Here is a 20,891-nt window from a genome sequence, read left to right on the forward strand (position 1 = left end):
AAAGCGGTCGTTTCGTTTGACGGGGCCAAGGATAGGAACCGCTGCAAAAACTTGTCTAATCGCTATTAATGACTGCGTTATCGAAAGCATCTATCACCGACTTAATCCCTTTAAATCCGGGCACTTGCAAAACCAGGAAGGGAAAAATGACGAATAATTTTTTCATCATCGACAGCATCAATCGGCCGGTCATTAAGAGTGATTGGACGCTGTTCGAAGTTGCTCATAACCTGCGCCGACCCAATCCCTTCAATAGCGGATTTCACCCAAGCGAGGCTGTCATGTCAGAGCGCGTCTTGATCGATGGTTACAACCGCCGCGTCGACTACCTGCGCATGTCGGTCACCGACCGCTGCGACTTTCGCTGCGTGTATTGCATGGCCGAAGACATGCAGTTTCTGCCGCGCCAACGGGTACTGACGCTGGAGGAGATCTATCAACTGGCGCAGAGCTTCGTTGCGCTGGGCACCCGCAAAATCCGCCTGACCGGCGGCGAGCCGTTGATTCGTCCCGGCGTCGTCGGCTTGTGCAAGCAGATCGCCGCCCTGCCCGGTCTGCGCGAACTGTGTCTGACCACCAACGGCTCGCAACTTGGCAAACTGGCCAGCCCGCTGTTCGATGCCGGGGTCAAACGCCTCAACGTCAGCCTCGACAGCCTCGATGCCGAGCGCTTCAAGCAGATGACCCGCACCGGCGACCTGGCCCAGGTGATCGACGGCATCGACGCCGCGCGCGCCGCCGGATTTACCCGCACTAAACTCAACTGCGTGGTGATGCAGGGCCGCAACGATCACGAGATCAACGATCTGGTGCAGTTCGCCATCGAGCGGGATCTGGACATTTCCTTCATCGAGGAAATGCCGCTGGGGATCATCAGCGAACACAGCCGCGCCGAGTCGTTCTTTTCCAGCACCCAGGTGCGCGAAAAGATCGCCGAGCGCTACACCCTGATCGACTCCGCCGAATCGACCCAGGGCCCGTCGCGTTACTGGCGGCTGGCCGAAGCCCCGCACATCCGGCTGGGGTTTATTTCGCCCCACAGCCACAACTTCTGCGGCACCTGCAACCGGGTGCGGCTGACGGTCGAGGGGCGTTTGCTACTGTGTCTGGGGAACGAGCACTCGGTGGATCTGAAAGCGGTGCTGCGCGCCCATCCGGGCCAACCGGAACGGCTCGAGAAAGCCATCATTGAAGCAATGAAACTCAAGCCTTACCGGCACAATTTTGAAGTGAACGACGACGTGCAAGTGGTGCGTTTCATGAACATGACCGGCGGCTGATCCGCCACGTTTGCAAGGCAGAGAGCCGCATGATCATCCGACCCAAGGTCAATCAATTCGCCATTCTCTTCACCCTTAAAGGCTCGATTGCCAAGCGCATCGCCCTGCGCGCCCTGATGGTGACGCTGCTGGCGTCGGCCATCGTGCTGGTGGAAATGCTCCACCCGAGCAACTTCACCAAGGTCAACGCCACGCCGTTCACCCTGCTCGGCCTGTCGCTGTCGATCTTCATGAATTTTCGCAACAACGCCTGTTACGACCGCTGGTACGAAGCGCGCAAGGCCTGGGGCGAAGTGATCGTGCATGTGCGCTCGATGATTCGCGAGACCCATGTGATTCGCGAATCTGCGCAGCGCCGTCTGTTGCTGCTCAACCTCGCAGGTTTTGCCCATGCGCTGAATGCGCGGTTGCGCCGGGAAGACGAAGCCGCCGCCAGCGCCGAGTGGATCACCCCGCAGCACGATGCGCTGGTGCCGGACTACAGCGGGCGCATCCTGCAGACTGTCGGTCAGCAATGCTCCGATCTGCACGAATCTGGCGAGCTCAGCGAATGGCGTTACATGCTGCTGGCCAATCACCTGACCAGCCTGACCCAGGCGCAGGCGGTGTGCGAGCGGATCAAGAACACGCCGCTGCCCTTCCCTTACACCCTGCTGCTGCACCGCACGATTTACCTGTTCTGCATCCTGCTGCCGTTCGCCATGGCCGAACCGCTGGGCTGGCTGACGCCACTGTTCACGGCAATTGTCAGCTACACCTTTTTCGGGCTGGATGCGATTGCCGATGAACTGGAAGACCCGTTCGGCCGGGATGAAAACGATTTGCCGACCGATGCGCTGGTGCGCAGCATCGAGCGGGATATTCTCTCGGAGCTGGGGACTGAGCCGTTGCCGCCAGCGCTGAAACCGGTGGACTACGTCCTCAGTTAATCGACTGCCTCCCCCTTCCGGGGAGGGAAACTCATCAGTCCAGATGCGCCCAGGTCATACGGAACGACGCCCCGCCCCACAGTGAATCGCCGACGTCGACCTGCCCGCCATGGGATTGCGACACCCGCCGCACCAGCGCCAGACCGAGGCCAAAGCCGCCCGTGCGGCGGTCACGGCTGGCGTCCAGGCGCGAGAACGGTTCGAAGATTTTCTCCCGTCCTTCCAGCGGCACGCCCGGGCCGTCGTCGTTGACCTGCACTTCGTATTGATCGCCGATGCGCACCAGCGACACCTCGACCCGCTGCTCGGCATAGCGAATGGCATTGCGCAGCAGATTGATCACCGCCCGCGCCATGAACCGCGGTTCGATCCGTACTTCATCGACTCGGCAATCAACGATCAGCAATTGCACACCAGCCGCCTCGGCCTCCAGGGCTACGCTGCCGACCACGCTGTCGAGCCAGTTGGCCGCCTGGATGTTTTCGCGGGTAATCACCGTCGCGCCACGTTCGAGGCTGGCGTAGGTCAGCAGTTCGGAGACCATTTCTTCCAGCTCGCCGAGGTCGGCATACATGTCGGCGATCAGTTCGCGGTTCTGGCTGGCGTCCGGTTGCTGCTTGAGTTGATCGAGCTCGAACGACAACCGGGCAATCGGCGTGCGCAGTTCGTGGGAGACGGCGTTGGTCAGTTCGCGCTGATTGGCGATCAGCCCTTCGATGCGCGCTGCCATCAGGTTGAAGTGGCCGGCCAGGTCGCGGATGTTCGAGCGTTTGGACAGCTGAATCCGCACCGAGAGGTCGTTGTCGCCGAAGCGCTCGGCGGCCAGCCGGAGTTTTTCCAGATCGCGCCAATGCGGGCGAACCCAGAAGTACAGGACGATGCCCAGTAGCACCGCCAGCATCAGGTAGGCCCCGGCAATGTAGAACGGCATCAGGCTCGGCTCGGGCGGCAGCTTGATGCTGAGCAACTGCGAACCTCCGTCGATGTTGCTGATGAACTGGGTGTAATCGTCACGAATAACCAACACATCCTGGGCCAGTTCGGCTTTTTCCTGATCATTGAGGTTCAATTGGTCAGCCTCGACCAGGCTCAACGTCAGCCCGTAGTGCGGCCGCAACGCCTCCAGTTGCGCCTCGCGCGCCGCGCCCTGCTGGTCGCGCATGTGTTCGACCAGCGACCAGGCCTGACCGCGCACCGCTTCACGGTTGTAGGCCTGCATCTGGTTGTCGAGCAACGCGTTGAAGGTGTGTTCGACGGTTTGCAGCGCCGCTACCAGCCCGACGGTCATCACCAGAAACAGCCCGAGAAATAACCGCAGCATCTACAACTCCCACGCGAACGGATTGAACAGGTAACCCTTGCCCCACACGGTCTTGATGCACGCCGGTTCGCGAGGGTTGTCCTTGAGTTTGTTGCGCAACTTGCTGATGTACACGTCGACGCTGCGATTGAGGCCATCGAACGCGATGCCGCGCATGCGGTTGAGAATGTCATCGCGCGACAGGATCTTGCCGGCGGCGCTGGCCAGCAGCCACAGCAGTTCGAATTCCATGGTGGTCAGCTCGATCAGCTCGCCCGCCAGACGCACTTCGCGGCAACTGCGGTCGATGACCAGGTTGCCGAATTCCAGTGAACTGACCACGCCGCTGTCCGGCACCTGCCGGCGTTGCAGGGCCCGCAGGCGCGCGAGCAGGACCGGCGGCTTGATCGGTTTGATCACGTAGTCATCGGCGCCGGACTCCAGGCCCAGAATGTGGTCGAGGTCATCTTCCTTGGCCGTCAGGATGACAATCGGTGTGTCCGACACGCTGCGGATTTCCCGGCATACGTGCAGGCCGCTCTGCCCTGGCAGCATCAGGTCGAGCACCACCACTTTGGGCTTGAATTCGAGAAACGCGGCCACGGCCAGGTCGCCGCGATGCACCGTGCGTACCTCGTAGCCGTGTTGTTCGAGAAAGTGGGCGATCAGCGCGGCCAGCCGCTCATCGTCTTCCACCAGCAGGACTCTGCCAAAACCCAGGTTATCCATAACAACCGCCGCCAACCGCTTTGTGAAGTGGGCGCCATTATGGCGGCATTCGCGGGCGAGTCGTTTATCGCAGGCAGCAAAAACCGGCCTCTGGGGCCGGTTTTCGTTGATGTTTCATACTCTTAAGAGTTTTTAACAATTCATGCCGCGACGGGTACACCGCTGTGGAAGCGGAATTCCTCGTCCGGCGATTCGATCAGGTCCTGCTCGGCGGCGCGGACTTTCTCGATCACCTGGGCGATGTCCTTGGCGTCACCGTACTGGTAGGCCAGTTTCAGGTAACCCTGGAAATGCCGGGCCTCGCTTTTCAGCAGGCCGAAGTAGAACTTGCCGAGTTCTTCGTCCAGATGCGGCACCAGCGCTTCGAACCGCTCGCAACTGCGCGCTTCGATGAAGGCGCCGACCACCAGGGTGTCGACCAGTTTCACCGGTTCATGGCTGCGCACCACTTTGCGCAGGCTCGAGGCATAACGGCCGGCATGCAGCTGGCGCAGTTCGATCTTGCGCCGCTTCATGATGCGCATCACCTGCTCGTGGTGCACCAGCTCTTCCCGGGCCAGACGCGACATCATGTTGATCAGATCGACATGGGAATGGTACTTGGCAATCAGGCTCAACGCGGTGCTGGCGGCCTTGAACTCGCAGTTCTTGTGGTCGATCAGCAGGGTTTCCTGATCGGCCAGCGCGGCTTCAACCCAGGCATCAGGCGTGCGGCAACCAAGGAATTCGTGGATTTCGGGAAGGATCATGGGGCTCACGGTCAAAAGGTGTTCGAGCGAAGGGCGCCGATTATACCGGCCTGCCCGCAGACCACCAGCCGCGCGCGTTGATATGCATCAAGTCGCAGACGGATGCGCAGCAACTATAGTTGTGCAACGCCGTGCCTTTTCATTGCTGGAGACTCACTCATGCAAGCCATTCGCAGCATTCTGGTGGTCATCGAACCCGAACACGCGGAAAGCCTGGCGCTCAAGCGCGCCAAGCTGATCGCCGGGGTGACCCAGGCCCATCTGCACCTGCTGGTCTGCGACAAGAAGCACGATCACGCCGGCATGCTCAGCGTGCTCAAGGCCGCGCTGCTGGCGGACGGCTACAGCGTCACCACCGAACAGGCGTGGAACGAGAGCCTGCACGAAACCATCATCGACGTGCAGCAGGCCGAAGGTTGCGGGCTGGTGATCAAACAGCACTTCCCCGACAGCTCGCTGAAAAAGGCCCTGCTGACCCCGGCGGACTGGAAACTGCTGCGCCACTGCCCTACTCCGGTGCTGCTGGTGAAAACCGCCGGTTCGTGGAAGGACAAGGTGATTCTTGCGGCGGTCGACGTGGGCAATGCCGACGGCGAACACCGTCATCTGCACACCACGATCATCGACCATGGGTTCGACATCGCCAGCCTGGCCAAGGGGCATCTGCACGTAATTACCGCTCATCCGTCGCCGATGCTGTCGGCGGCCGACCCGACGTTCCAGCTCAAGGAAACCATCGAGGCGCGCTATCGCGAGCAATGCCGGGCGTTTCAGGCTGAGTTCGACATCGATGACGCTCATCTGCATGTCGAGGAAGGCCCGGCGGACGTGCTGATTCCGTTCATGGCGCACAAGCTGCAGGCGGCGGTGACGGTGATTGGCACCGTGGCGCGCAGCGGCGTATCCGGTGCGTTGATCGGCAACACGGCTGAACAGGTGCTGGATCAGCTGGAAAGCGACGTGCTGGTGCTAAAGCCTCAGGAGGTTGAAGACCATTTGGTCGAATTGGCGGTGAAGCATTAAGTATTGTGGCGCCTGCAAGGCCGTCATCGCTGGCAAGCCAGCTCCCACAGGAACTTCGGTGTGCACTCCATGGAGAGCTTTACACCATCATTGTGGGAGCTGGCTTGCCAGCGATAGCAATAGGTCAGTCGCCGAGGGCGTCCTTGAGAAAACCGGGCGCGATGTAGCGCTGATAGTGCGCTTCCGACAGCAGGAAAAATTCCCGATCAATGGCATCGCGCAGTTCCGGCAGGTTCCAGTCGCGAAACTCCGGCAGCAGCACCATGCCGTAGGCTTCCAGATTAATGATCACCCGCGCGCCCCGGGCGATCAGCTGATACGCCCAGCAATATTCCGACTGATGCGGCACGAAGCGGATCTTGCGCTGTTCCAGTTGCAGGCGCAGACGCGCCGGATCGAAGACCTCGACCTTGCTCGCCATCACTTGTGACAGCAATTGCTCAAGACGCAGCCAGACCGCACGCTTTTCCTCCTCGTTGTAACCGTTCCAATGGATCACTTCGTGGTGGAAACGCTTGCAGCCACGGCACACCAGATCACCGTAAACGGTGGAGCAGAGGCCGACGCAGGGGGTCTTGATGGTCTGATTGGGCATAGAATGGGCAAAACACTTGAAACGCGGAACAGGTCGGCATGTTAGCCCTTTGTCCGCCATTCATCACCCCTCAAACGTAAGGGACAAGCGCTGGATCAAGGTTTGCCCCACCCGTACACAACGCAACCAAAGTCCAATAGAGCGCGACTTACCTTTAAATTTTTTTTGCCGTAGAATCAGCCAGCCTTTTTAGGCGCCAATGTCCGTTAGAAGCTGTTTTCAAAGCGTCACGAGCACAGTCGTTCCTTCAGAGCGGTGTTGGCGTAAGGTTTTTCCAGCGGGGAAAAGCCATACGCCAACCCTCATCAGCTCCCCGTTCTGCAGGCGTAAAACTTTGAAAGCAGCTTCTGTAAGGAATTGCCGGTAATTCTGGCCGAACGACCCACAACGTCGTGAGGAGCATGAGTACGGCAATTTCGGGATGAGCGTCCCGGACACCCATTTGGGACCACTGATGAGGGTAATAACTGTGCTTGAAGCCTACCGCAAACATATCGAAGAGCGTGCAGCCCTGGGTATCGTTCCCCAGCCGCTTAACGCCGAACAAACTGCAGGCCTGGTCGAGCTGCTGAAGAATCCTCCGGCTGGCGAAGAAGCTTTCCTCGTTGACCTGATCACCAATCGCGTACCACCAGGAGTGGACGAAGCCGCCTACGTCAAGGCCGGTTTCCTCTCCGCACTGGCCAAGGGCGAAGTCTCCTCCCCTCTGCTGGACAAGAAGCGCGCTGTAGAACTGCTCGGCACCATGCAGGGCGGCTACAACATCGTGACCCTGGTTGAACTGCTGGACGACGCCGAGCTGGCGCCAGTGGCCGCCGAGGAACTCAAGCACACCCTGCTGATGTTCGATGCCTTCCACGACGTGGCTGAAAAAGCCAAGAACGGCAACGTTCACGCCAAGGCCGTACTGCAATCCTGGGCTGACGGCGAGTGGTTCAAGAAGCGCCCGGTGCTGGCCGACAAGATCAGCCTGCGCGTCTTCAAGGTCACCGGCGAAACCAACACCGACGACCTGTCCCCTGCCCCAGACGCCTGGTCGCGTCCAGACATCCCGCTGCACGCCCTGGCCATGCTGAAAATGGCCCGTGACGGCATCGTTCCGGACGAGCAAGGCAAGACCGGCCCGATGAAGCAGATCGAAGAAATGCGCGGCCAGGGCTTCCCTATCGCCTACGTCGGTGACGTGGTCGGTACCGGTTCCTCGCGTAAATCGGCGACCAACTCGGTCCTGTGGTTCTTCGGCGACGACATCCCTTACGTTCCGAACAAGCGCGCTGGCGGTTTCTGCTTCGGCAGCAAAATTGCCCCGATCTTCTACAACACCATGGAAGATGCTGGCGCACTGCCAATCGAGTTCGACGTATCGAACATGAACATGGGCGACGTGATCGACCTGTACCCGCACGCAGGCAAAGTCTGCAAGCACGGTACCGACGAAGTCATCACCACCTTCGAAATGAAAACCCCGGTGCTGCTGGACGAAGTCCGCGCCGGCGGCCGTATCCCGCTGATCATCGGCCGTGGCCTGACCGAGAAGGCTCGCGCCGAACTGGGTCTGCCAGCGTTCGACCTGTTCAAGAAACCGGAAGCTCCGGCTGAAAGCACCAAGGGCTTCACCCTGGCGCAGAAAATGGTCGGCAAGGCTTGCGGTCTGGCAGAAGGCAAAGGCGTTCGTCCTGGCACCTACTGCGAACCGAAGATGACCACCGTAGGTTCTCAGGACACCACCGGTCCAATGACCCGTGACGAACTGAAAGACCTGGCGTGCCTGGGCTTCTCCGCTGATCTGGTGATGCAGTCCTTCTGCCACACCGCGGCTTATCCAAAGCCGATCGACGTGACCACCCACCACACCCTGCCTGACTTCATCATGACCCGCGGCGGTGTTTCCCTGCGTCCGGGCGACGGCATCATCCACTCGTGGCTGAACCGCATGCTGCTGCCGGACACCGTCGGTACCGGTGGTGACTCGCACACCCGTTTCCCGATGGGCATCTCGTTCCCGGCCGGTTCCGGTCTGGTCGCGTTCGCCGCTGCCACCGGCGTCATGCCGCTGGACATGCCGGAATCGATCCTGGTGCGCTTCAAAGGCAAAATGAAACCTGGCATCACCCTGCGTGACCTGGTTCATGCCATTCCTTACTTCGCCATCCAGAACGGTCTGCTGACCGTCGAGAAGAAAGGCAAGAAAAACGCCTTCTCCGGCCGCATCCTGGAAATCGAAGGCCTGGAAGGTCTGACCCTGGAACAGGCGTTCGAACTGTCCGACGCCTCGGCCGAACGTTCGGCTGCCGGTTGCACCATCAAGCTGTCGAAAGAGTCGATCACCGAGTACCTGCAGTCCAACATCACCCTGCTGCGCTGGATGATCGGCGAAGGCTACGGCGATGCGCGTACCCTGGAGCGTCGTGCTCAAGCGATGGAAGCCTGGATCGCCAACCCGCAACTGATGGAAGCCGATGCCGACGCCGAGTATGCCGAAGTCATCGAAATCGATCTGGCCGATATCAGCGAGCCTGTGCTGTGCGCGCCGAACGATCCGGACGACGCCCGTCTGCTGTCCAGCGTTGCTGGCGAGAAGATCGACGAAGTGTTCATCGGTTCGTGCATGACCAACATCGGTCACTTCCGCGCTGCCGGTAAACTGCTGGACCAGGTCAAGGGTCAGCTGCCAACCCGTCTGTGGCTGTCGCCGCCGACCAAGATGGACGCTCACCAACTGACCGAAGAAGGCTACTACGGCATCTACGGCAAGGCCGGCGCCCGCATGGAAATGCCAGGCTGCTCGCTGTGCATGGGTAACCAGGCACGCGTTGAGCCGAACAGCACCGTGGTGTCGACCTCGACCCGTAACTTCCCGAACCGTCTGGGCGACGGCGCGAACGTCTACCTGGCTTCGGCTGAGCTTGCGTCCGTCGCTTCGATCCTGGGTCGCCTGCCGACCGTCGAGGAGTACATGGAATACGCTGGCAAGATCGACAGCATGGCGGCCGACGTTTACCGCTACCTGTCCTTCGACCAGATTGCCGAGTTCCGTGAAGCTGCTGCGAACGCCAAGATCCCGGTCGTTCAAGCCTAACGCTGCAACGCAATGAAAAACGCCGCCCATCGCGAGATGAGCGGCGTTTTTTTATGCCTGTCGGATGGGGCCTCGCCCCGCGCTGATCGCAGGCACAAAAAAGGCCGACCTGCGAGGCAGATCGGCCTTTCTGTTTCACCAGATCAAACGGGATCTTGTGTTGGATCTCACGCCGTCAGCGAATAGATCAACGCCGAAATGGCCACCAGACCCACTGCGGTGACAAACACGTTCGACATCTGCCCACGATAACGGGCCATCGCCGGCACCTTGCGGATCGCGTACATCGGCATCAGGAACAGGATCGCCGCGATGACCGGGCCACCGATGGTTTCGATCATGCCGAGGATGCTCGGGTTCAGGGTCGCCACGATCCAGCACACCACCAGCATGAACGCCGCCACGATGCGGTCCAGCGCCTTGGCGCCCGGACGCTTGCCGCTTTTGACGATCAAGCCCTTCAGGCCTTCGCTGGCACCGATGTAGTGACCGAGGAACGACTTGGAGATGGCCACGAACGCAATCAGCGGCGCCGCGAACGCGATAGTCGGGTTGCTGAAGTGGTTGGCCAGGTACGACAGGATCGACAGGTTCTGCGCCTTGGCTTCCGCCAGTTGCTCCGGCGACAGGGTCAGCACGCAGCTGAACACGAAGAACAGCACCATCACCACCATCAGCAGGTGCGCGCGGGACAGGATCTGCGAGCTGCGCTCATCCGCGTGAATGCCGTAACGACGCTTCTGATCCACAGCAAACGCCGAGATGATCGGCGAGTGGTTGAACGAGAACACCATCACCGGAATCGCCAGCCACAGCGTGTGCAGCAGCGCCGACGGTGCCGGCACCTGCGAAGCGGTGGTCAGGATGCCGCCGTTCCAGTGCGGAATCAGGTACACCGCCAGGAACAGCAGCGCGACGATGAACGGATACACCATCAGGCTCATGGCCTTGACGATCACTTGCTCGCCGCAGCGCACCACGGCCAGCAGGCCGAGGATCAGCACGAACGAAAGCAACGCGCGCGGTGGCGGCGTGATGTGCAGTTGGTGCTCGAGGAAACTGGCGACCGTGTTGGTCAGGCCAACGCTGTAGATCAGCAGGATCGGGAAGATAGCGAAGAAGTACAGCAGGGTGATCAGCGCGCCGGCCTTGATGCCGAAATGCTGTTCCACCACGTCCGTGATGTCGGCGCCTTCGCGACCGGAAAGCACGAAGCGGGTCAGGCCGCGGTGTGCGTAGAACGTCATCGGGAAGGCCAGCAGCGCGAGGATCACCAGCGGCCAGAAGCCACCCAGACCTGCGTTGATCGGCAAAAACAGGGTACCGGCGCCGATGGCCGTCCCAAACAGTCCCAACATCCAGGTAGTGTCATGGCGATTCCAGCTCGACAGTTCGGCTGGTGCTGCCGCCTCAAAGCGTTGTTCGACGCTATTGGCCTGATCATTCATCCGGTCGGATCTCCGCATTCCGGTCACTTGCCACTCGGTCAGGACGCGTCGGAAAAAACCGACAGACATGCTCCGGCCGAAACAGGGGCGCGATTCTCCGCGATAAATGAGCAGAAGCAAAGACTTAGCTGAGGAATGGTTGTGCGGAGCAGATCGGAGGCTTGTCGCTTTTGGGAAAAAGACTGTCGGCGCCAGATACGTCACATGTCGTTCTATGGCATGTGCTGGCGCCGAATGTGCCATGGGAAAACCCGATCAGATCGATCGGGCCAATATGAAGCCGAGGGACATGCAAAAGATGCCCAATCCCAGCAACCCCCAGATCGGGCGCATTTCTTTCCTGTTCTTGATCCGTATTTTTTCGGCCCACTCATCGTGTTCCCGTTCCAATTGCTCCATTCTGGCTTTGGCGTCATAGGTGCTCATGTTTATTTCCTTTTGGGTCATGTGTCTGAAGATTGCGAAAACGAACGTTCAAAACTTGAAAAAGACGCCCGCTAACGCCGCGCTTGCCGTCAACACGCCGGCCACCACCGCGACTGGATAGAAATACGTCTCCCACTTCAGCTTCTTCTCTTCCGCCAGAAGCTTCTGCCGCTCAGCCACCAGTTTTCGCGTTTCGTTATGCAGCCTGTCCAGTTCCAGGTTTTCACGGTTGTTCTGAAGCATTGGCCTTCCTTGGCTGATGGCAATTTCCGTCCGGGTTGCCGCTCCGTCCTGAAGAGCGCATCCCGTCCTGCTCTCTATGGTTCCGCGCTTCTCACCCCGCCGTATAGCGGATGAATCCGGCAGCACTTGTAGGCAACATCCGTAAATCCCGCAGGATGGTGCGTCCATTTCCTAACGTTTTTAAACAACCTCACTGACCGGCATTTTTCGGCTATACCCAATGGCGAATTGACTGACATTCCCGTCCAGTCCCCCTCGCCTGTGGAGCCATCCCATGCCCCTCGTCCGCGTCGACATCAAGAAGAACCCGGACCCGACGTTCGCCAAACGCATTGGCGAAGTGATCTACGCCGCCCTGCGCAGCGAGATCAATGTGCCGGAACATGACAACTTTCAGGTGCTGGCCGAGCACGACGACCAGCACTTGATCTATGACCCGCAATATTTGGGAATCCAACGCAGCGACGGCATCGTGTTCATCCAACTGACCATCAGCGAAGGCCGCACCGTGGAGATGAAACAACGGCTGTTCCAGACCATCGCGCGCAACCTGAACCAGCAACTGGCCGTGCGTCAGGAGGATGTGTTTATCAACCTGGTGGAGGTGAAAAAAGAGAACTGGTCGTTCGGCAACGGCATCGCCCAGTACGTGACCTGATCCTGTGACCACCGGCGCCGGCCTCACCTTCTGACGAAGCACCCGAGCGCTCCCCGCATCAGCTCCTACACTGCCTGATGCGGGGCCGCGCCAGCCATTGCCAAACCGCTCTGGAGTCAGCACTCTGAACCGACTTTTGCGCCTGAAGACCGACGATCAAGGAGCCGAGCAATGCCCGCCACCGTTCTGGTACTGGTTGAAACCATCAATGACTATTTGCCGATTCTAGAACATCAGGGTTTTCACCTGATTCTCGCGCCGACCCCTGCCGAACGTGCGCAAGCCATCGCCACCCACGGGGCGCGGATTGACGCGGTGCTGACCCGCGGCCCGCTGGGTTTATATGCTGAAGAGATCGCCGCATTGCCCGCGCTGAAAATCATCTGCGTGATCGGCGCCGGTTACGAGCAGGTCGACCTGCAGGCCGCCAGCGACCGGGGTCTGATCGTGACCAACGGCGCCGGCGTCAATGCTTCGTCGGTGGCCGACCACGCCATGGCCATGCTGCTGGCGCTGGTGCGTGACATACCGCGCTGCGACGCAGCCGTGCGTCGGGGCGAGTGGCCGAAAATCATGCGCCCGTCACTGGCCGGCAAGCGCCTGGGGATTCTCGGACTGGGCGCGGTGGGAATGGCGATTGCCAAACGTGCGGGCCTGGGCTTCGACATGGAGATCAGCTACCACAACCGTCAGGTGCGCAGCGACGTGCCTTACGCGTTCTGCTCGACCCCGACCGAACTGGCCCGGGCCTCGGACTTTCTGGTGGTCGCCACGCCCGGCGGCATCGGCAGCCAGCATCTGGTGACCCGCCCGGTGCTCGATGCCCTGGGGCCCAACGGTTTTATCGTCAACATTGCCCGCGCCAGCGTCATCGCCACCGCTGAACTGATCAGCGCACTGGAACAACGTCGCATCGCCGGGGCGGCGCTGGATGTGTTCGATCACGAGCCGCAAGTGCCCGATGCACTGAAAAACCTCAGCAATGTGCTTCTGACCCCGCACGTCGCCGGGTTATCACCGGAAGCCACCCAGGGCACCGTGGAACTGGTGGGCAAAAATCTGGTGGCTTTCTTCTCCGGCCAACCGGTGCTGACGCCCCTCCAGTTGCCGCCGAAGCTGAACAACCAGCGCGTGCACTAAAGCGCGCCAGGCAAAGTTCAAGACGCCGGGATTCGGCGTCTGCCGAAATCATGCCAAGCGTGGCGGCGTTGGGCTGCGGGACGCCACGCCCATTCCCAAAGTTGATTACCGTCCAACACGCTAACCTATAAGACCGGACCGCGCTTGTGACGACCCGAGCGCGCCATTAGATTAGCCAATGATGTCTGGCCTCCAAAATAAGCAGAAGGGATAAGCATGGCGCTTACTGACCAGTCCACCCGTATCCGCTCTGGCGAAGAACTCGATGCCAGCCTGATCGATCCGTACCTCAAGGCGCATATACCGGGCCTGACCGGCACACCGCAAATCAGCCAGTTTCCCGGCGGCGCGTCGAACCTGACCTACCTGCTGGAATACCCGGACCAGGAATTCGTCCTGCGCCGTCCGCCGTTCGGCCACAAGGCCAAGTCCGCCCACGACATGGGCCGCGAATTCCGCATCCTCAACCAGCTGCGCGACGGCTTCCCGTATTGCCCGAAAGCCTATGTGCACTGCACCGATGAGTCGGTGATCGGTGCCGAGTTCTACGTGATGGAACGGGTCAAGGGGATCATCCTGCGCTCGGACCTGCCGCCTGAACTGGGGCTGGATTCAGCGAAAACCGAAGCCCTGTGCAAGAGTTTCATCGACCGTTTCGTCGAGCTGCACCGGGTGGATTACAACGCCTGCGGCCTCGGCGATCTGGGCAAGCCTGAAGGCTACGTCGCCCGCCAGATCAAAGGCTGGAGCGAGCGTTACGAAAAAGCCCTGACCCCGGACGCTCCGCACTGGGAACAGGTCAAAGCCTGGCTCACCGACAAGATGCCGGCCGACCACCCGACCTCCAGCATCGTCCACAACGACTACCGCTTCGACAACGTCATCCTCGACCCGAACAACCCGATGCAGATCATCGGCGTGCTCGACTGGGAACTGACCACCCTCGGCGATCCGCTGATGGACCTGGGCAACACCCTCGCCTACTGGATCCAGGCCGACGACCCGGCACCGGTGCAACTGATGCGCCGTCAGCCAAGCCACGCGCCAGGGATGCTCACCCGCCGCGAATTCGTCGACTATTACGCCGAGCGTTCGGGGATCCGGATCGACAATTTCGACTTCTACTACACCTACGGCCTGTTCCGCCTGGCCGGCATCGTGCAGCAGATCTACTACCGCTTCTTCCATGGCCAGACCCAGGACAAACGCTTCGCGCAGTTCATTCACATGAACAAACTGCTGGAGCAGATGAGCCTGCAGGTCATTGCCAAATCCAGCCTCTGATGACGGCGTTATAACAAGGCTTACTACAAGGGAATCCCATGTCCAAGACTCAGTTGTTCGACCTCGACGGCAAGATCGCTTTCGTCTCCGGCGCCAGCCGCGGCATCGGTGAGGCCATCGCCAAACTGCTGGCCCAGCAAGGCGCCCATGTCATCGTTTCGAGCCGCAAACTCGAAGGCTGCCAGCACGTGGCCGATGCCATCATTGCCGACGGCGGCAAGGCCACAGCGATCGCCTGCCACATCGGCGAAATGGAACAGATCAGCCAGGTCTTCGCCGGGATCAAGGAACAGTTCGGCCGGCTGGACATCCTGGTCAACAACGCCGCGACCAACCCGCAGTTCTGCAACGTGCTGGACACCGACCTCGGCGCTTTCCAGAAAACCGTCGACGTGAACATCCGCGGCTACTTCTTCATGTCGGTGGAAGCCGGCAAGCTGATGCGCGAAAACGGCGGCGGCAGCATCATCAACGTGGCCTCGATCAATGGCATCTCGCCAGGCATCTTCCAGGGCATCTACTCGGTGACCAAGGCTGCGGTGATCAACATGACCAAAGTCTTCGCCAAGGAATGCGCGCAGTTCGGCATCCGCTGCAACGCCCTGCTGCCGGGCCTGACCGACACCAAATTCGCCTCGGCCCTGGTTAAGAACGACGCGATCCTGAAACAGGCCCTGACACAGATCCCGCTCAAACGCGTCGCCGACCCGAGCGAAATGGCCGGCGCCGTGCTGTACTTGGCGAGCGACGCCTCGAGCTACACCACCGGCGTGTCGCTGAACGTGGACGGCGGATTCCTGTCCTGAGCCGCTTCTGACGCAAAAGAAAAGGGCAGCCCGAGGGCTGCCCTCTTCATGCCTCCAGAACCTTCGGCAACTGCCAGCCGAAATGCACCGACAACAACCGCAACAACAGACACGCCGCCCCGGCCAGCAACGCAGCCGCTACCGGTGGCACACCCAGCCTGCGCCCGACGATCAACACTGCCGCCCCGACAAACGCCGAGCTGGCATACAAATCCGCCTGCAACACCACCGGCACCCGCGCCAGCACAATGTCACGCAGCACCCCGCCACCGACCCCGGTAATCGTGCCCATCAACATGGCCACAAACGGCGAGATCCCGAAATTCAACGCCTTCTGCGCCCCGGCCACGGCAAACAGCGCCAATCCCGCCGCATCCAGCACGATCAGGGTCGAACCGGACCAGCCCAGCACCAGCTCATGAAAAACAAACGCCACCCCGCCCATGGCAAACGCCAGCGCCGGATAGCGCCAGTCCGCCACAGCCTTGGGCGGCGTAGCACCGATCAACAGATCACGCGTCACCCCGCCACCGAGCGCGACGATAAACGCAATCACCATCACCCCGAGCAGATCGAGCTGACTGCGCATCGCCGCAATCGCGCCTTCCACGGCAAAGACTGCGGTGCCAACCAGATCGGCCACCAGCACAATCCACTCGACCCGCGCCTTCAACGGCGCCCGGCTTATTGAGTGACGCAACGGGTCTTGGTGATGTGTCGAGTCACTTGCCCGTCGGCATAGGCATCACCGGCGACCTCGGTATTTTCCATGACCTGACAAGTGCGCTCAGGTGGCGGAGGCGGCGCTGCCGGCGGAGGGGGTGGAGGACTGGCGCAACCACTGAGCAGCACCAGACCGAAAGCCGACAACAACGAAGCACACACGCGTTTCCCAGGATTGTTCATAGGATGACCCGCGATGAATGGAAGAAAACTCCCGTCGCCGAGCAGGACAACGCCCGGCTATGGAAACCGAACCACTCATTCCTTATAGACCAGTGGGGGGTGAGTGCCAGTGAAATGGCTCGAACTGGCAGGATTTGCTGTCGATTTTCGGAATGAGTCGACTGATCCATCGCCACCGCCGACAAGCCATCACCCACAGGTGAAAGTCGGATTGGGACGCAGAGCGTCCTGGGCTGCATTCCCACGCGGAGCGTGGGAACGATCAAAATCGGCCCTACGCTCCTCACCACTCACCACTCACCACGATGAGCGTTAGCTCGAGAAAGGCTTTTGACGTGCTAGCCCCGTCGGCAGGCTGAGTGGAGGGATTGATCCGGGGGTGGGAGCGCAGCGACCGTTTGGCGAAGCCAAACACATCGAGAGGAGGTGCAGCGAAGCAAACCGTAGGCGATGCCCCCGGATCAATCCCGGAGCGAAGGAACCCGAGCCACAGCGAGGGCCGTACGTCAGGGCACAAGACCTTTGGTTACTTTGGGGCGTTTGCCAAAGTGACCCGCTGTAAGAGCGGAACCGCCAGCCGCAACACCCGAAGAATCGGATATTCACCCAAAAACCCCATGAACCAGGTCGGCCCAGAGACCGCTAAGTTCACCCCGGCGTTCGCAACGAATTACTCTCAAGCTCATACCGCAATTCATCAACCAAAGCATCCACCGCTTCCGAAGTACGCAAGGCATCCAGACTCAACCCACTAATCACCAGATCAACCTGCCCTGAAGCCGGGTGATACAACTTCACAGTAAGGGAATGATCCCCATCCACCACACACTCACAAGCCAACGGCGAAAAACTACGCTCAAGTTGCGCCCGCAACTGCGTCAGATAAATCATCGCGCCAGCTCCGAAAATCGACGCAACACGCCAGGTTCAATGACAAACAACACATTCATGGTCTGATCCAATAACAACGACGGAAGGGACACGATCACGAACGAAACCCGCATCGCACCCCACCAGCCTAAGAACAGCCTGCCTTGTCAGACACCCGAATTTGCACCTCATGAACTAGTGCATTTGCACCTTAGCGCTGTCCCCGGCTGCTCCCCGAGAACAACCCCCGTTCGCGGGCCCAGACAATCGCCTCGCTGCGGCTGTGCACATCCAGCTTGGAATAAACCGTCGCCACATGATTGCGCACTGTATTCGGCGCCAGTTTCAACCGTGCAGCAATTTCCTTGTCCGCCAGCCCCTCGCAGATCAGCCCCAGAACATCGCGCTCGCGGGCGGTCAGATCGGTGAACGAAACGCTGGGCAACTGCGGCGAGTTGATCTTCTTCACATTGGCCAGCTTTTCGATCAGCGTGCGGCTGAACCACGACGCATCCTTCATCACCTCTTCAATCGCTGCCACCAGTTCAAGCTCAGTGTGCTTGCGCTCGGTGATGTCCATCAGCACCAGCAGATAGCACACTGTGTTCTGGATGTTGACGGTGTCAGCGGACACCGCGCACTCCAGCACTTCGGCGTTTTTCTTGCGGATTCGCATATCGGCGCGATCGACCCGGCCGGTCTTCTCCAGCGCCGCCAGCAAACGGGCGCGCTCAGCCTTTTCATCGATGAAGTCCAGTTGCGCGACGGTCTTGCCGAGCACGTCGTCGCTGTCGTAAGCCAAGGTATCGAGGAAGGCCTGGTTGACATCGATCAGCCGCTGCTCGTCGGCACTGCAAATCAGGATCGGCACCGGCGTCAGGCGAAAGGCCTTGGCGAACCGCTCCTCACTCTGGCGCAGGGCGACCTCGGCCTTGTGCCGTGGCTCCATGTCGACGAACGAAAACAGCATGCAGTCTTCGTCGTTGAGCACCAACGGCTGGCCGGCGACGATAACCTGTTTGCTGCCACCGTCCGGCAGACGCAGTTCGGCCTGCATCTGCGGAATGGTCGCGACATCACGCAGGCGCTGGATCGCCAGATCCTTGCGCTCGGCCCGTTCGAGAATATCCAGCTCATAAGTCGAGGCGCCGATCACCTGATCGCGGGCGTAGCCGGTCATTTCCAGAAACCCCGGATTGACCTTGATATAACGCAGATCGCTGAGGCGGCAGATCACCGCCGGCGCCGGGTTGGCATTGAAGGTTTTTTCGAAGCGCTGCTCGGCGTTGGCCCAATCGGTGACGTCGCTCATGATCAGCACCAGCGACTCGACCTCGCCATCGCGATCGGTCAGCACCATGCTGCGCACACTGTGTACCCAGGTGCGTTCCTCGTCACTGCACGGGGAGACTTCGACCAGCATGTCGCTGAAGGTTTCGCCGGCGGCCACACGGCAGATCGGGTACTGCTCCGGTGCCAGCGCGTGGTTGTTGCGATACCGCAGATTGAAGCGCTCGGCATATTCCCCGGCGTTGTTGCCCAGCTCGCCGATGCGGCTGACGCCATGCATCGTCAGCGCCGCCTCGTTGGCCCAGAGAATCGTCTGGTCGATCTCCAGCAGAATCACCCCGTCAGACAGCCCGGCAATGATTTGCTGCAACTGACGGCGATTGGTTTCGGTGGTCAGGACGTCCCGGCTCATTGATTCTCCACAAGTTCGCGCATGTGAAATTTACGACCGCGGACGGTTGTGATCGTGCCAACCACGATTGAGCGTTGACTATTAGCGCCTCGCGGCTTTCTCGTCTAACGTTAGTACCTCGACGGATTGTGTCCGCGCCTGCGGCCGGGCATCTGATCAAGGAGAGACAAATGACGAGCGACCGTATTACCGAACGGACCTATCGCACGTGGTCCACACCCATTCTGTTGGAGCTGAAAAAGCGCGAACACCAGATGGACCCGGCAGAGCGGCAGGCACTGGAAAACGTGATGATCGAAAGAAGGCTGTTGAACATCGGCAGCCCGGATGGCAAGGAACGGCGCAAGGCAGAGCTGAGCCACAAAAGAACAACTTGAGCCGGGTGTCTGTGGCGATCTGCCAGATCGCCACAGTCTCTTGACTACCCAACCCTGGCTTTACGCCGCGCGTTGCTTGCCCGCCACCGCCGCCGAAGCCGCCAGCATCGCCCGCAGCAACACCGCGCATCCGGCCGCCAGATCGTCCGGCGCGGCGTTTTCGATTTCGTTGTGACTGATACCGCCTTCGCACGGCACGAAAATCATCCCCGCCGGGCCGAGTTCGGCGAGGAAAATCGCGTCGTGGCCGGCGCCGCTGACGATGTCCATGTGCGACAGGCCCAGACCTTTGGCGGCGCCACGAACCGCGTCGACGCAGCCTTTTTCGAAGTACAGCGGCGGGAAGTCGGCGGTCGGGGTCAGTTCATAGGTCAGGCCGTGTTCTTCGCAGGTCGCTTCGATGACTTGCTTGACCTCGGCGATCATCGAGTCGAGGCGTGCCGGTTCCAAATGCCGGAAATCGAGGGTCATGCGTACTTCGCCGGGAATGACGTTGCGTGAGCCGGGATAGGCTTGCAGGCAACCGACCGTGCCGCAGGCGTGGGGTTGGTGGCCGAGGGCAGCGCGATTGACCGCGCCGACGATCACCGAGGCGCCGACCAGAGCGTCCTTGCGCAGGTGCATCGGGGTCGGGCCGGCGTGGGCTTCGACGCCGCGCAGTTTCAGGTCGAACCACTTCTGCCCCAGTGCGCCGAGTACTACGCCGATGGTTTTCTGCTCGTCCTCAAGAATCGGGCCTTGCTCGATGTGCGCTTCGAAATAGGCGCCGACCTTGTGTCCGCTGACCTTGCGCGGTCCGGCGTAGCCGATGGCGTTCAACGCTTCGCCAACCGTTATGCCGTCGGCATCGACCTTGGCCAGGGTTTCTTCGAGGGTGAATTTTTCCGCGAACACGCCGGAGCCCATCATGCACGGGGCGAAGCGCGAGCCTTCTTCGTTGGTCCAGACCACCACTTCCAGCGGTGCCTCGGTTTCCACGCCGAGGTCGTTGAGGGTGCGCAGAACCTCGACCCCGGCGAGCACGCCGAAGCAACCGTCGAACTTGCCGCCGGTGGGCTGGGTGTCGATGTGGCTGCCGGTCATCACCGGGGGCAGGTTCGGGTTGCGGCCGGGGCGGCGGGCGAAGATGTTGCCGACTTCATCGACCGTGACGCTGCAACCGGCGTCCTTGCACCATTGCACGAACAGGTCGCGGGCCTGGCGGTCGAGGTCGGTCAGGGCCAGGCGACAGACCCCGCCCTTGACCGTCGCGCCGAGCTTCGCCAGCTCCATGAGCGACGCCCATAAGCGGTCGCGGTTGATGTGCTGATGGGTCGATTGCAGAACGTCTACGGCTGCGTTCATGGG

The 20,891-nt window shown here is 60.5% G+C and carries 20 protein-coding genes; 9 read left to right on the forward strand and 11 right to left on the reverse strand.

What is annotated here, in order from left to right:
* Positions 1-281 precede the first annotated feature (281 nt).
* Together moaA and PDR5_RS17375 are read left to right on the forward strand one after the other, a co-directional pair.
* The gene (gene moaA / locus PDR5_RS17370) at positions 282-1,280 is read left to right on the forward strand and encodes a GTP 3',8-cyclase MoaA (RefSeq protein WP_064600882.1); all 999 of its coding nucleotides are present in this window, start codon (positions 282-284) and stop codon (positions 1,278-1,280) included.
* Positions 1,281-1,309: 29 nt separating this feature from the next.
* On the forward strand, positions 1,310-2,209 hold the full coding sequence (locus PDR5_RS17375) for a bestrophin family protein (protein WP_064597498.1): 900 nt from the start codon (positions 1,310-1,312) through the stop codon (positions 2,207-2,209).
* Positions 2,210-2,243: 34 nt separating this feature from the next.
* Here the strand turns inward: PDR5_RS17375 and PDR5_RS17380 are convergent, their stop codons facing one another.
* From PDR5_RS17380 to PDR5_RS17390, 3 genes are all read right to left on the reverse strand, one after another.
* Positions 2,244-3,530, reverse strand: a complete 1,287-nt coding sequence (locus tag PDR5_RS17380) for an ATP-binding protein (RefSeq protein ID WP_064597500.1) — start codon at positions 3,528-3,530, stop codon at positions 2,244-2,246.
* Positions 3,531-4,238 (reverse strand): response regulator, encoded by a 708-nt coding sequence (locus PDR5_RS17385; RefSeq protein ID WP_064597502.1) that lies wholly within the window; start codon positions 4,236-4,238, stop codon positions 3,531-3,533.
* Positions 4,239-4,378: 140 nt separating this feature from the next.
* Positions 4,379-4,987, reverse strand: coding sequence for a tRNA-(ms[2]io[6]A)-hydroxylase (locus PDR5_RS17390; RefSeq protein ID WP_064597504.1), 609 nt, complete (start codon positions 4,985-4,987; stop codon positions 4,379-4,381).
* A gap of 159 nt (positions 4,988-5,146) precedes the next feature.
* Here PDR5_RS17390 and PDR5_RS17395 point away from each other — a divergent pair, with 159 nt between their 5' ends.
* Positions 5,147-6,010, forward strand: coding sequence for a universal stress protein (locus PDR5_RS17395; protein ID WP_007958823.1), 864 nt, complete (start codon positions 5,147-5,149; stop codon positions 6,008-6,010).
* A 124-nt stretch (positions 6,011-6,134) separates the two neighbouring features.
* On the opposite strand, the gene PDR5_RS17400 is transcribed toward PDR5_RS17395, so the two are convergent.
* Entirely contained in the window at positions 6,135-6,605 is a 471-nt protein-coding gene (locus tag PDR5_RS17400; protein WP_039767141.1) for a DUF1289 domain-containing protein, read from the reverse strand.
* Positions 6,606-7,074: 469 nt separating this feature from the next.
* Here PDR5_RS17400 and acnB point away from each other — a divergent pair, with 469 nt between their 5' ends.
* Positions 7,075-9,684: a bifunctional aconitate hydratase 2/2-methylisocitrate dehydratase gene (gene acnB, locus PDR5_RS17405; RefSeq protein ID WP_041475328.1), complete on the forward strand. Its 2,610-nt coding sequence runs from the start codon at positions 7,075-7,077 to the stop codon at positions 9,682-9,684.
* Between the two features lie 167 nt (positions 9,685-9,851).
* Here acnB and PDR5_RS17410 read toward each other — a convergent pair whose 3' ends face one another.
* From PDR5_RS17410 to PDR5_RS17415, 3 genes are all read right to left on the reverse strand, one after another.
* A complete protein-coding gene (locus PDR5_RS17410; RefSeq protein WP_064597506.1) occupies positions 9,852-11,132 on the reverse strand; it encodes an HAAAP family serine/threonine permease in 1,281 nt (426 codons plus the stop codon).
* A gap of 255 nt (positions 11,133-11,387) precedes the next feature.
* On the reverse strand, positions 11,388-11,558 hold the full coding sequence (locus tag PDR5_RS29900; RefSeq protein WP_172829490.1) for a hypothetical protein: 171 nt from the start codon (positions 11,556-11,558) through the stop codon (positions 11,388-11,390).
* A gap of 48 nt (positions 11,559-11,606) precedes the next feature.
* Positions 11,607-11,801: a hypothetical protein gene (locus tag PDR5_RS17415; RefSeq protein WP_064597508.1), complete on the reverse strand. Its 195-nt coding sequence runs from the start codon at positions 11,799-11,801 to the stop codon at positions 11,607-11,609.
* Between the two features lie 274 nt (positions 11,802-12,075).
* Here PDR5_RS17415 and PDR5_RS17420 point away from each other — a divergent pair, with 274 nt between their 5' ends.
* The 4 genes from PDR5_RS17420 to PDR5_RS17435 all read left to right on the forward strand — a co-directional run bounded on the left by PDR5_RS17420 (position 12,076) and on the right by PDR5_RS17435 (position 15,689).
* Entirely contained in the window at positions 12,076-12,459 is a 384-nt protein-coding gene (locus tag PDR5_RS17420; RefSeq protein ID WP_064597510.1) for a tautomerase family protein, read from the forward strand.
* Between the two features lie 171 nt (positions 12,460-12,630).
* The gene (locus PDR5_RS17425; RefSeq protein ID WP_064597512.1) at positions 12,631-13,599 is read left to right on the forward strand and encodes a 2-hydroxyacid dehydrogenase; all 969 of its coding nucleotides are present in this window, start codon (positions 12,631-12,633) and stop codon (positions 13,597-13,599) included.
* A gap of 216 nt (positions 13,600-13,815) precedes the next feature.
* A complete protein-coding gene (locus PDR5_RS17430; protein WP_064597514.1) occupies positions 13,816-14,883 on the forward strand; it encodes a phosphotransferase family protein in 1,068 nt (355 codons plus the stop codon).
* 38 nt (positions 14,884-14,921) lie between these two features.
* Entirely contained in the window at positions 14,922-15,689 is a 768-nt protein-coding gene (locus PDR5_RS17435) for an SDR family oxidoreductase (protein ID WP_064597516.1), read from the forward strand.
* A 46-nt stretch (positions 15,690-15,735) separates the two neighbouring features.
* On the opposite strand, the gene PDR5_RS17440 is transcribed toward PDR5_RS17435, so the two are convergent.
* The 3 genes from PDR5_RS17440 to PDR5_RS17450 form a co-directional block, all read right to left on the reverse strand.
* The gene (locus PDR5_RS17440) at positions 15,736-16,389 is read right to left on the reverse strand and encodes a trimeric intracellular cation channel family protein (RefSeq protein ID WP_236189071.1); all 654 of its coding nucleotides are present in this window, start codon (positions 16,387-16,389) and stop codon (positions 15,736-15,738) included.
* An 854-nt stretch (positions 16,390-17,243) separates the two neighbouring features.
* Positions 17,244-17,486, reverse strand: a complete 243-nt coding sequence (locus tag PDR5_RS17445) for a DUF1652 domain-containing protein (protein WP_039767197.1) — start codon at positions 17,484-17,486, stop codon at positions 17,244-17,246.
* A gap of 190 nt (positions 17,487-17,676) precedes the next feature.
* Positions 17,677-19,167: a helix-turn-helix transcriptional regulator gene (locus tag PDR5_RS17450; RefSeq protein WP_064597518.1), complete on the reverse strand. Its 1,491-nt coding sequence runs from the start codon at positions 19,165-19,167 to the stop codon at positions 17,677-17,679.
* Positions 19,168-19,337: 170 nt separating this feature from the next.
* Between PDR5_RS17450 and PDR5_RS17455 the strand changes: the two genes are divergently transcribed.
* Entirely contained in the window at positions 19,338-19,544 is a 207-nt protein-coding gene (locus tag PDR5_RS17455) for a hypothetical protein (RefSeq protein ID WP_039767201.1), read from the forward strand.
* Positions 19,545-19,604: 60 nt separating this feature from the next.
* On the opposite strand, the gene PDR5_RS17460 is transcribed toward PDR5_RS17455, so the two are convergent.
* Complete coding sequence (locus PDR5_RS17460; protein ID WP_064597519.1) at positions 19,605-20,888, reverse strand: Zn-dependent hydrolase; 1,284 nt, start codon at positions 20,886-20,888, stop codon at positions 19,605-19,607.
* Between the last annotated feature and the right edge of the window lie 3 nt (positions 20,889-20,891).

The sequence above is a fragment of the Pseudomonas sp. DR 5-09 genome (genome assembly GCF_001655595.1).
GTDB classification, from domain to species: Bacteria; Pseudomonadota; Gammaproteobacteria; order Pseudomonadales; family Pseudomonadaceae; genus Aquipseudomonas; species Aquipseudomonas pharyngis.

What these genes read in the sequence shown, in the direction of transcription:
- PDR5_RS17415 (WP_064597508.1), bottom strand. Translation starts at nt 11,801, where the DNA reads ATGCTTCAGAACAACCGTGAAAACCTGGAACTGGACAGGCTGCATAAC.
- PDR5_RS17400 (WP_039767141.1), bottom strand. Translation starts at nt 6,605, where the DNA reads ATGCCCAATCAGACCATCAAGACCCCCTGCGTCGGCCTCTGCTCCACC.
- PDR5_RS17395 (WP_007958823.1), top strand. Translation starts at nt 5,147, where the DNA reads ATGCAAGCCATTCGCAGCATTCTGGTGGTCATCGAACCCGAACACGCG.
- PDR5_RS17455 (WP_039767201.1), top strand. Translation starts at nt 19,338, where the DNA reads ATGACGAGCGACCGTATTACCGAACGGACCTATCGCACGTGGTCCACA.
- PDR5_RS17375 (WP_064597498.1), top strand. Translation starts at nt 1,310, where the DNA reads ATGATCATCCGACCCAAGGTCAATCAATTCGCCATTCTCTTCACCCTT.
- PDR5_RS17445 (WP_039767197.1), bottom strand. Translation starts at nt 17,486, where the DNA reads ATGATTTATCTGACGCAGTTGCGGGCGCAACTTGAGCGTAGTTTTTCG.
- PDR5_RS17410 (WP_064597506.1), bottom strand. Translation starts at nt 11,132, where the DNA reads ATGAATGATCAGGCCAATAGCGTCGAACAACGCTTTGAGGCGGCAGCA.
- PDR5_RS17390 (WP_064597504.1), bottom strand. Translation starts at nt 4,987, where the DNA reads ATGATCCTTCCCGAAATCCACGAATTCCTTGGTTGCCGCACGCCTGAT.
- PDR5_RS17430 (WP_064597514.1), top strand. Translation starts at nt 13,816, where the DNA reads ATGGCGCTTACTGACCAGTCCACCCGTATCCGCTCTGGCGAAGAACTC.
- PDR5_RS17380 (WP_064597500.1), bottom strand. Translation starts at nt 3,530, where the DNA reads ATGCTGCGGTTATTTCTCGGGCTGTTTCTGGTGATGACCGTCGGGCTG.
- PDR5_RS17435 (WP_064597516.1), top strand. Translation starts at nt 14,922, where the DNA reads ATGTCCAAGACTCAGTTGTTCGACCTCGACGGCAAGATCGCTTTCGTC.
- PDR5_RS17420 (WP_064597510.1), top strand. Translation starts at nt 12,076, where the DNA reads ATGCCCCTCGTCCGCGTCGACATCAAGAAGAACCCGGACCCGACGTTC.
- PDR5_RS29900 (WP_172829490.1), bottom strand. Translation starts at nt 11,558, where the DNA reads ATGAGCACCTATGACGCCAAAGCCAGAATGGAGCAATTGGAACGGGAA.
- PDR5_RS17460 (WP_064597519.1), bottom strand. Translation starts at nt 20,888, where the DNA reads ATGAACGCAGCCGTAGACGTTCTGCAATCGACCCATCAGCACATCAAC.
- PDR5_RS17385 (WP_064597502.1), bottom strand. Translation starts at nt 4,238, where the DNA reads ATGGATAACCTGGGTTTTGGCAGAGTCCTGCTGGTGGAAGACGATGAG.
- PDR5_RS17450 (WP_064597518.1), bottom strand. Translation starts at nt 19,167, where the DNA reads ATGAGCCGGGACGTCCTGACCACCGAAACCAATCGCCGTCAGTTGCAG.
- moaA (WP_064600882.1), top strand. Translation starts at nt 282, where the DNA reads ATGTCAGAGCGCGTCTTGATCGATGGTTACAACCGCCGCGTCGACTAC.
- PDR5_RS17425 (WP_064597512.1), top strand. Translation starts at nt 12,631, where the DNA reads ATGCCCGCCACCGTTCTGGTACTGGTTGAAACCATCAATGACTATTTG.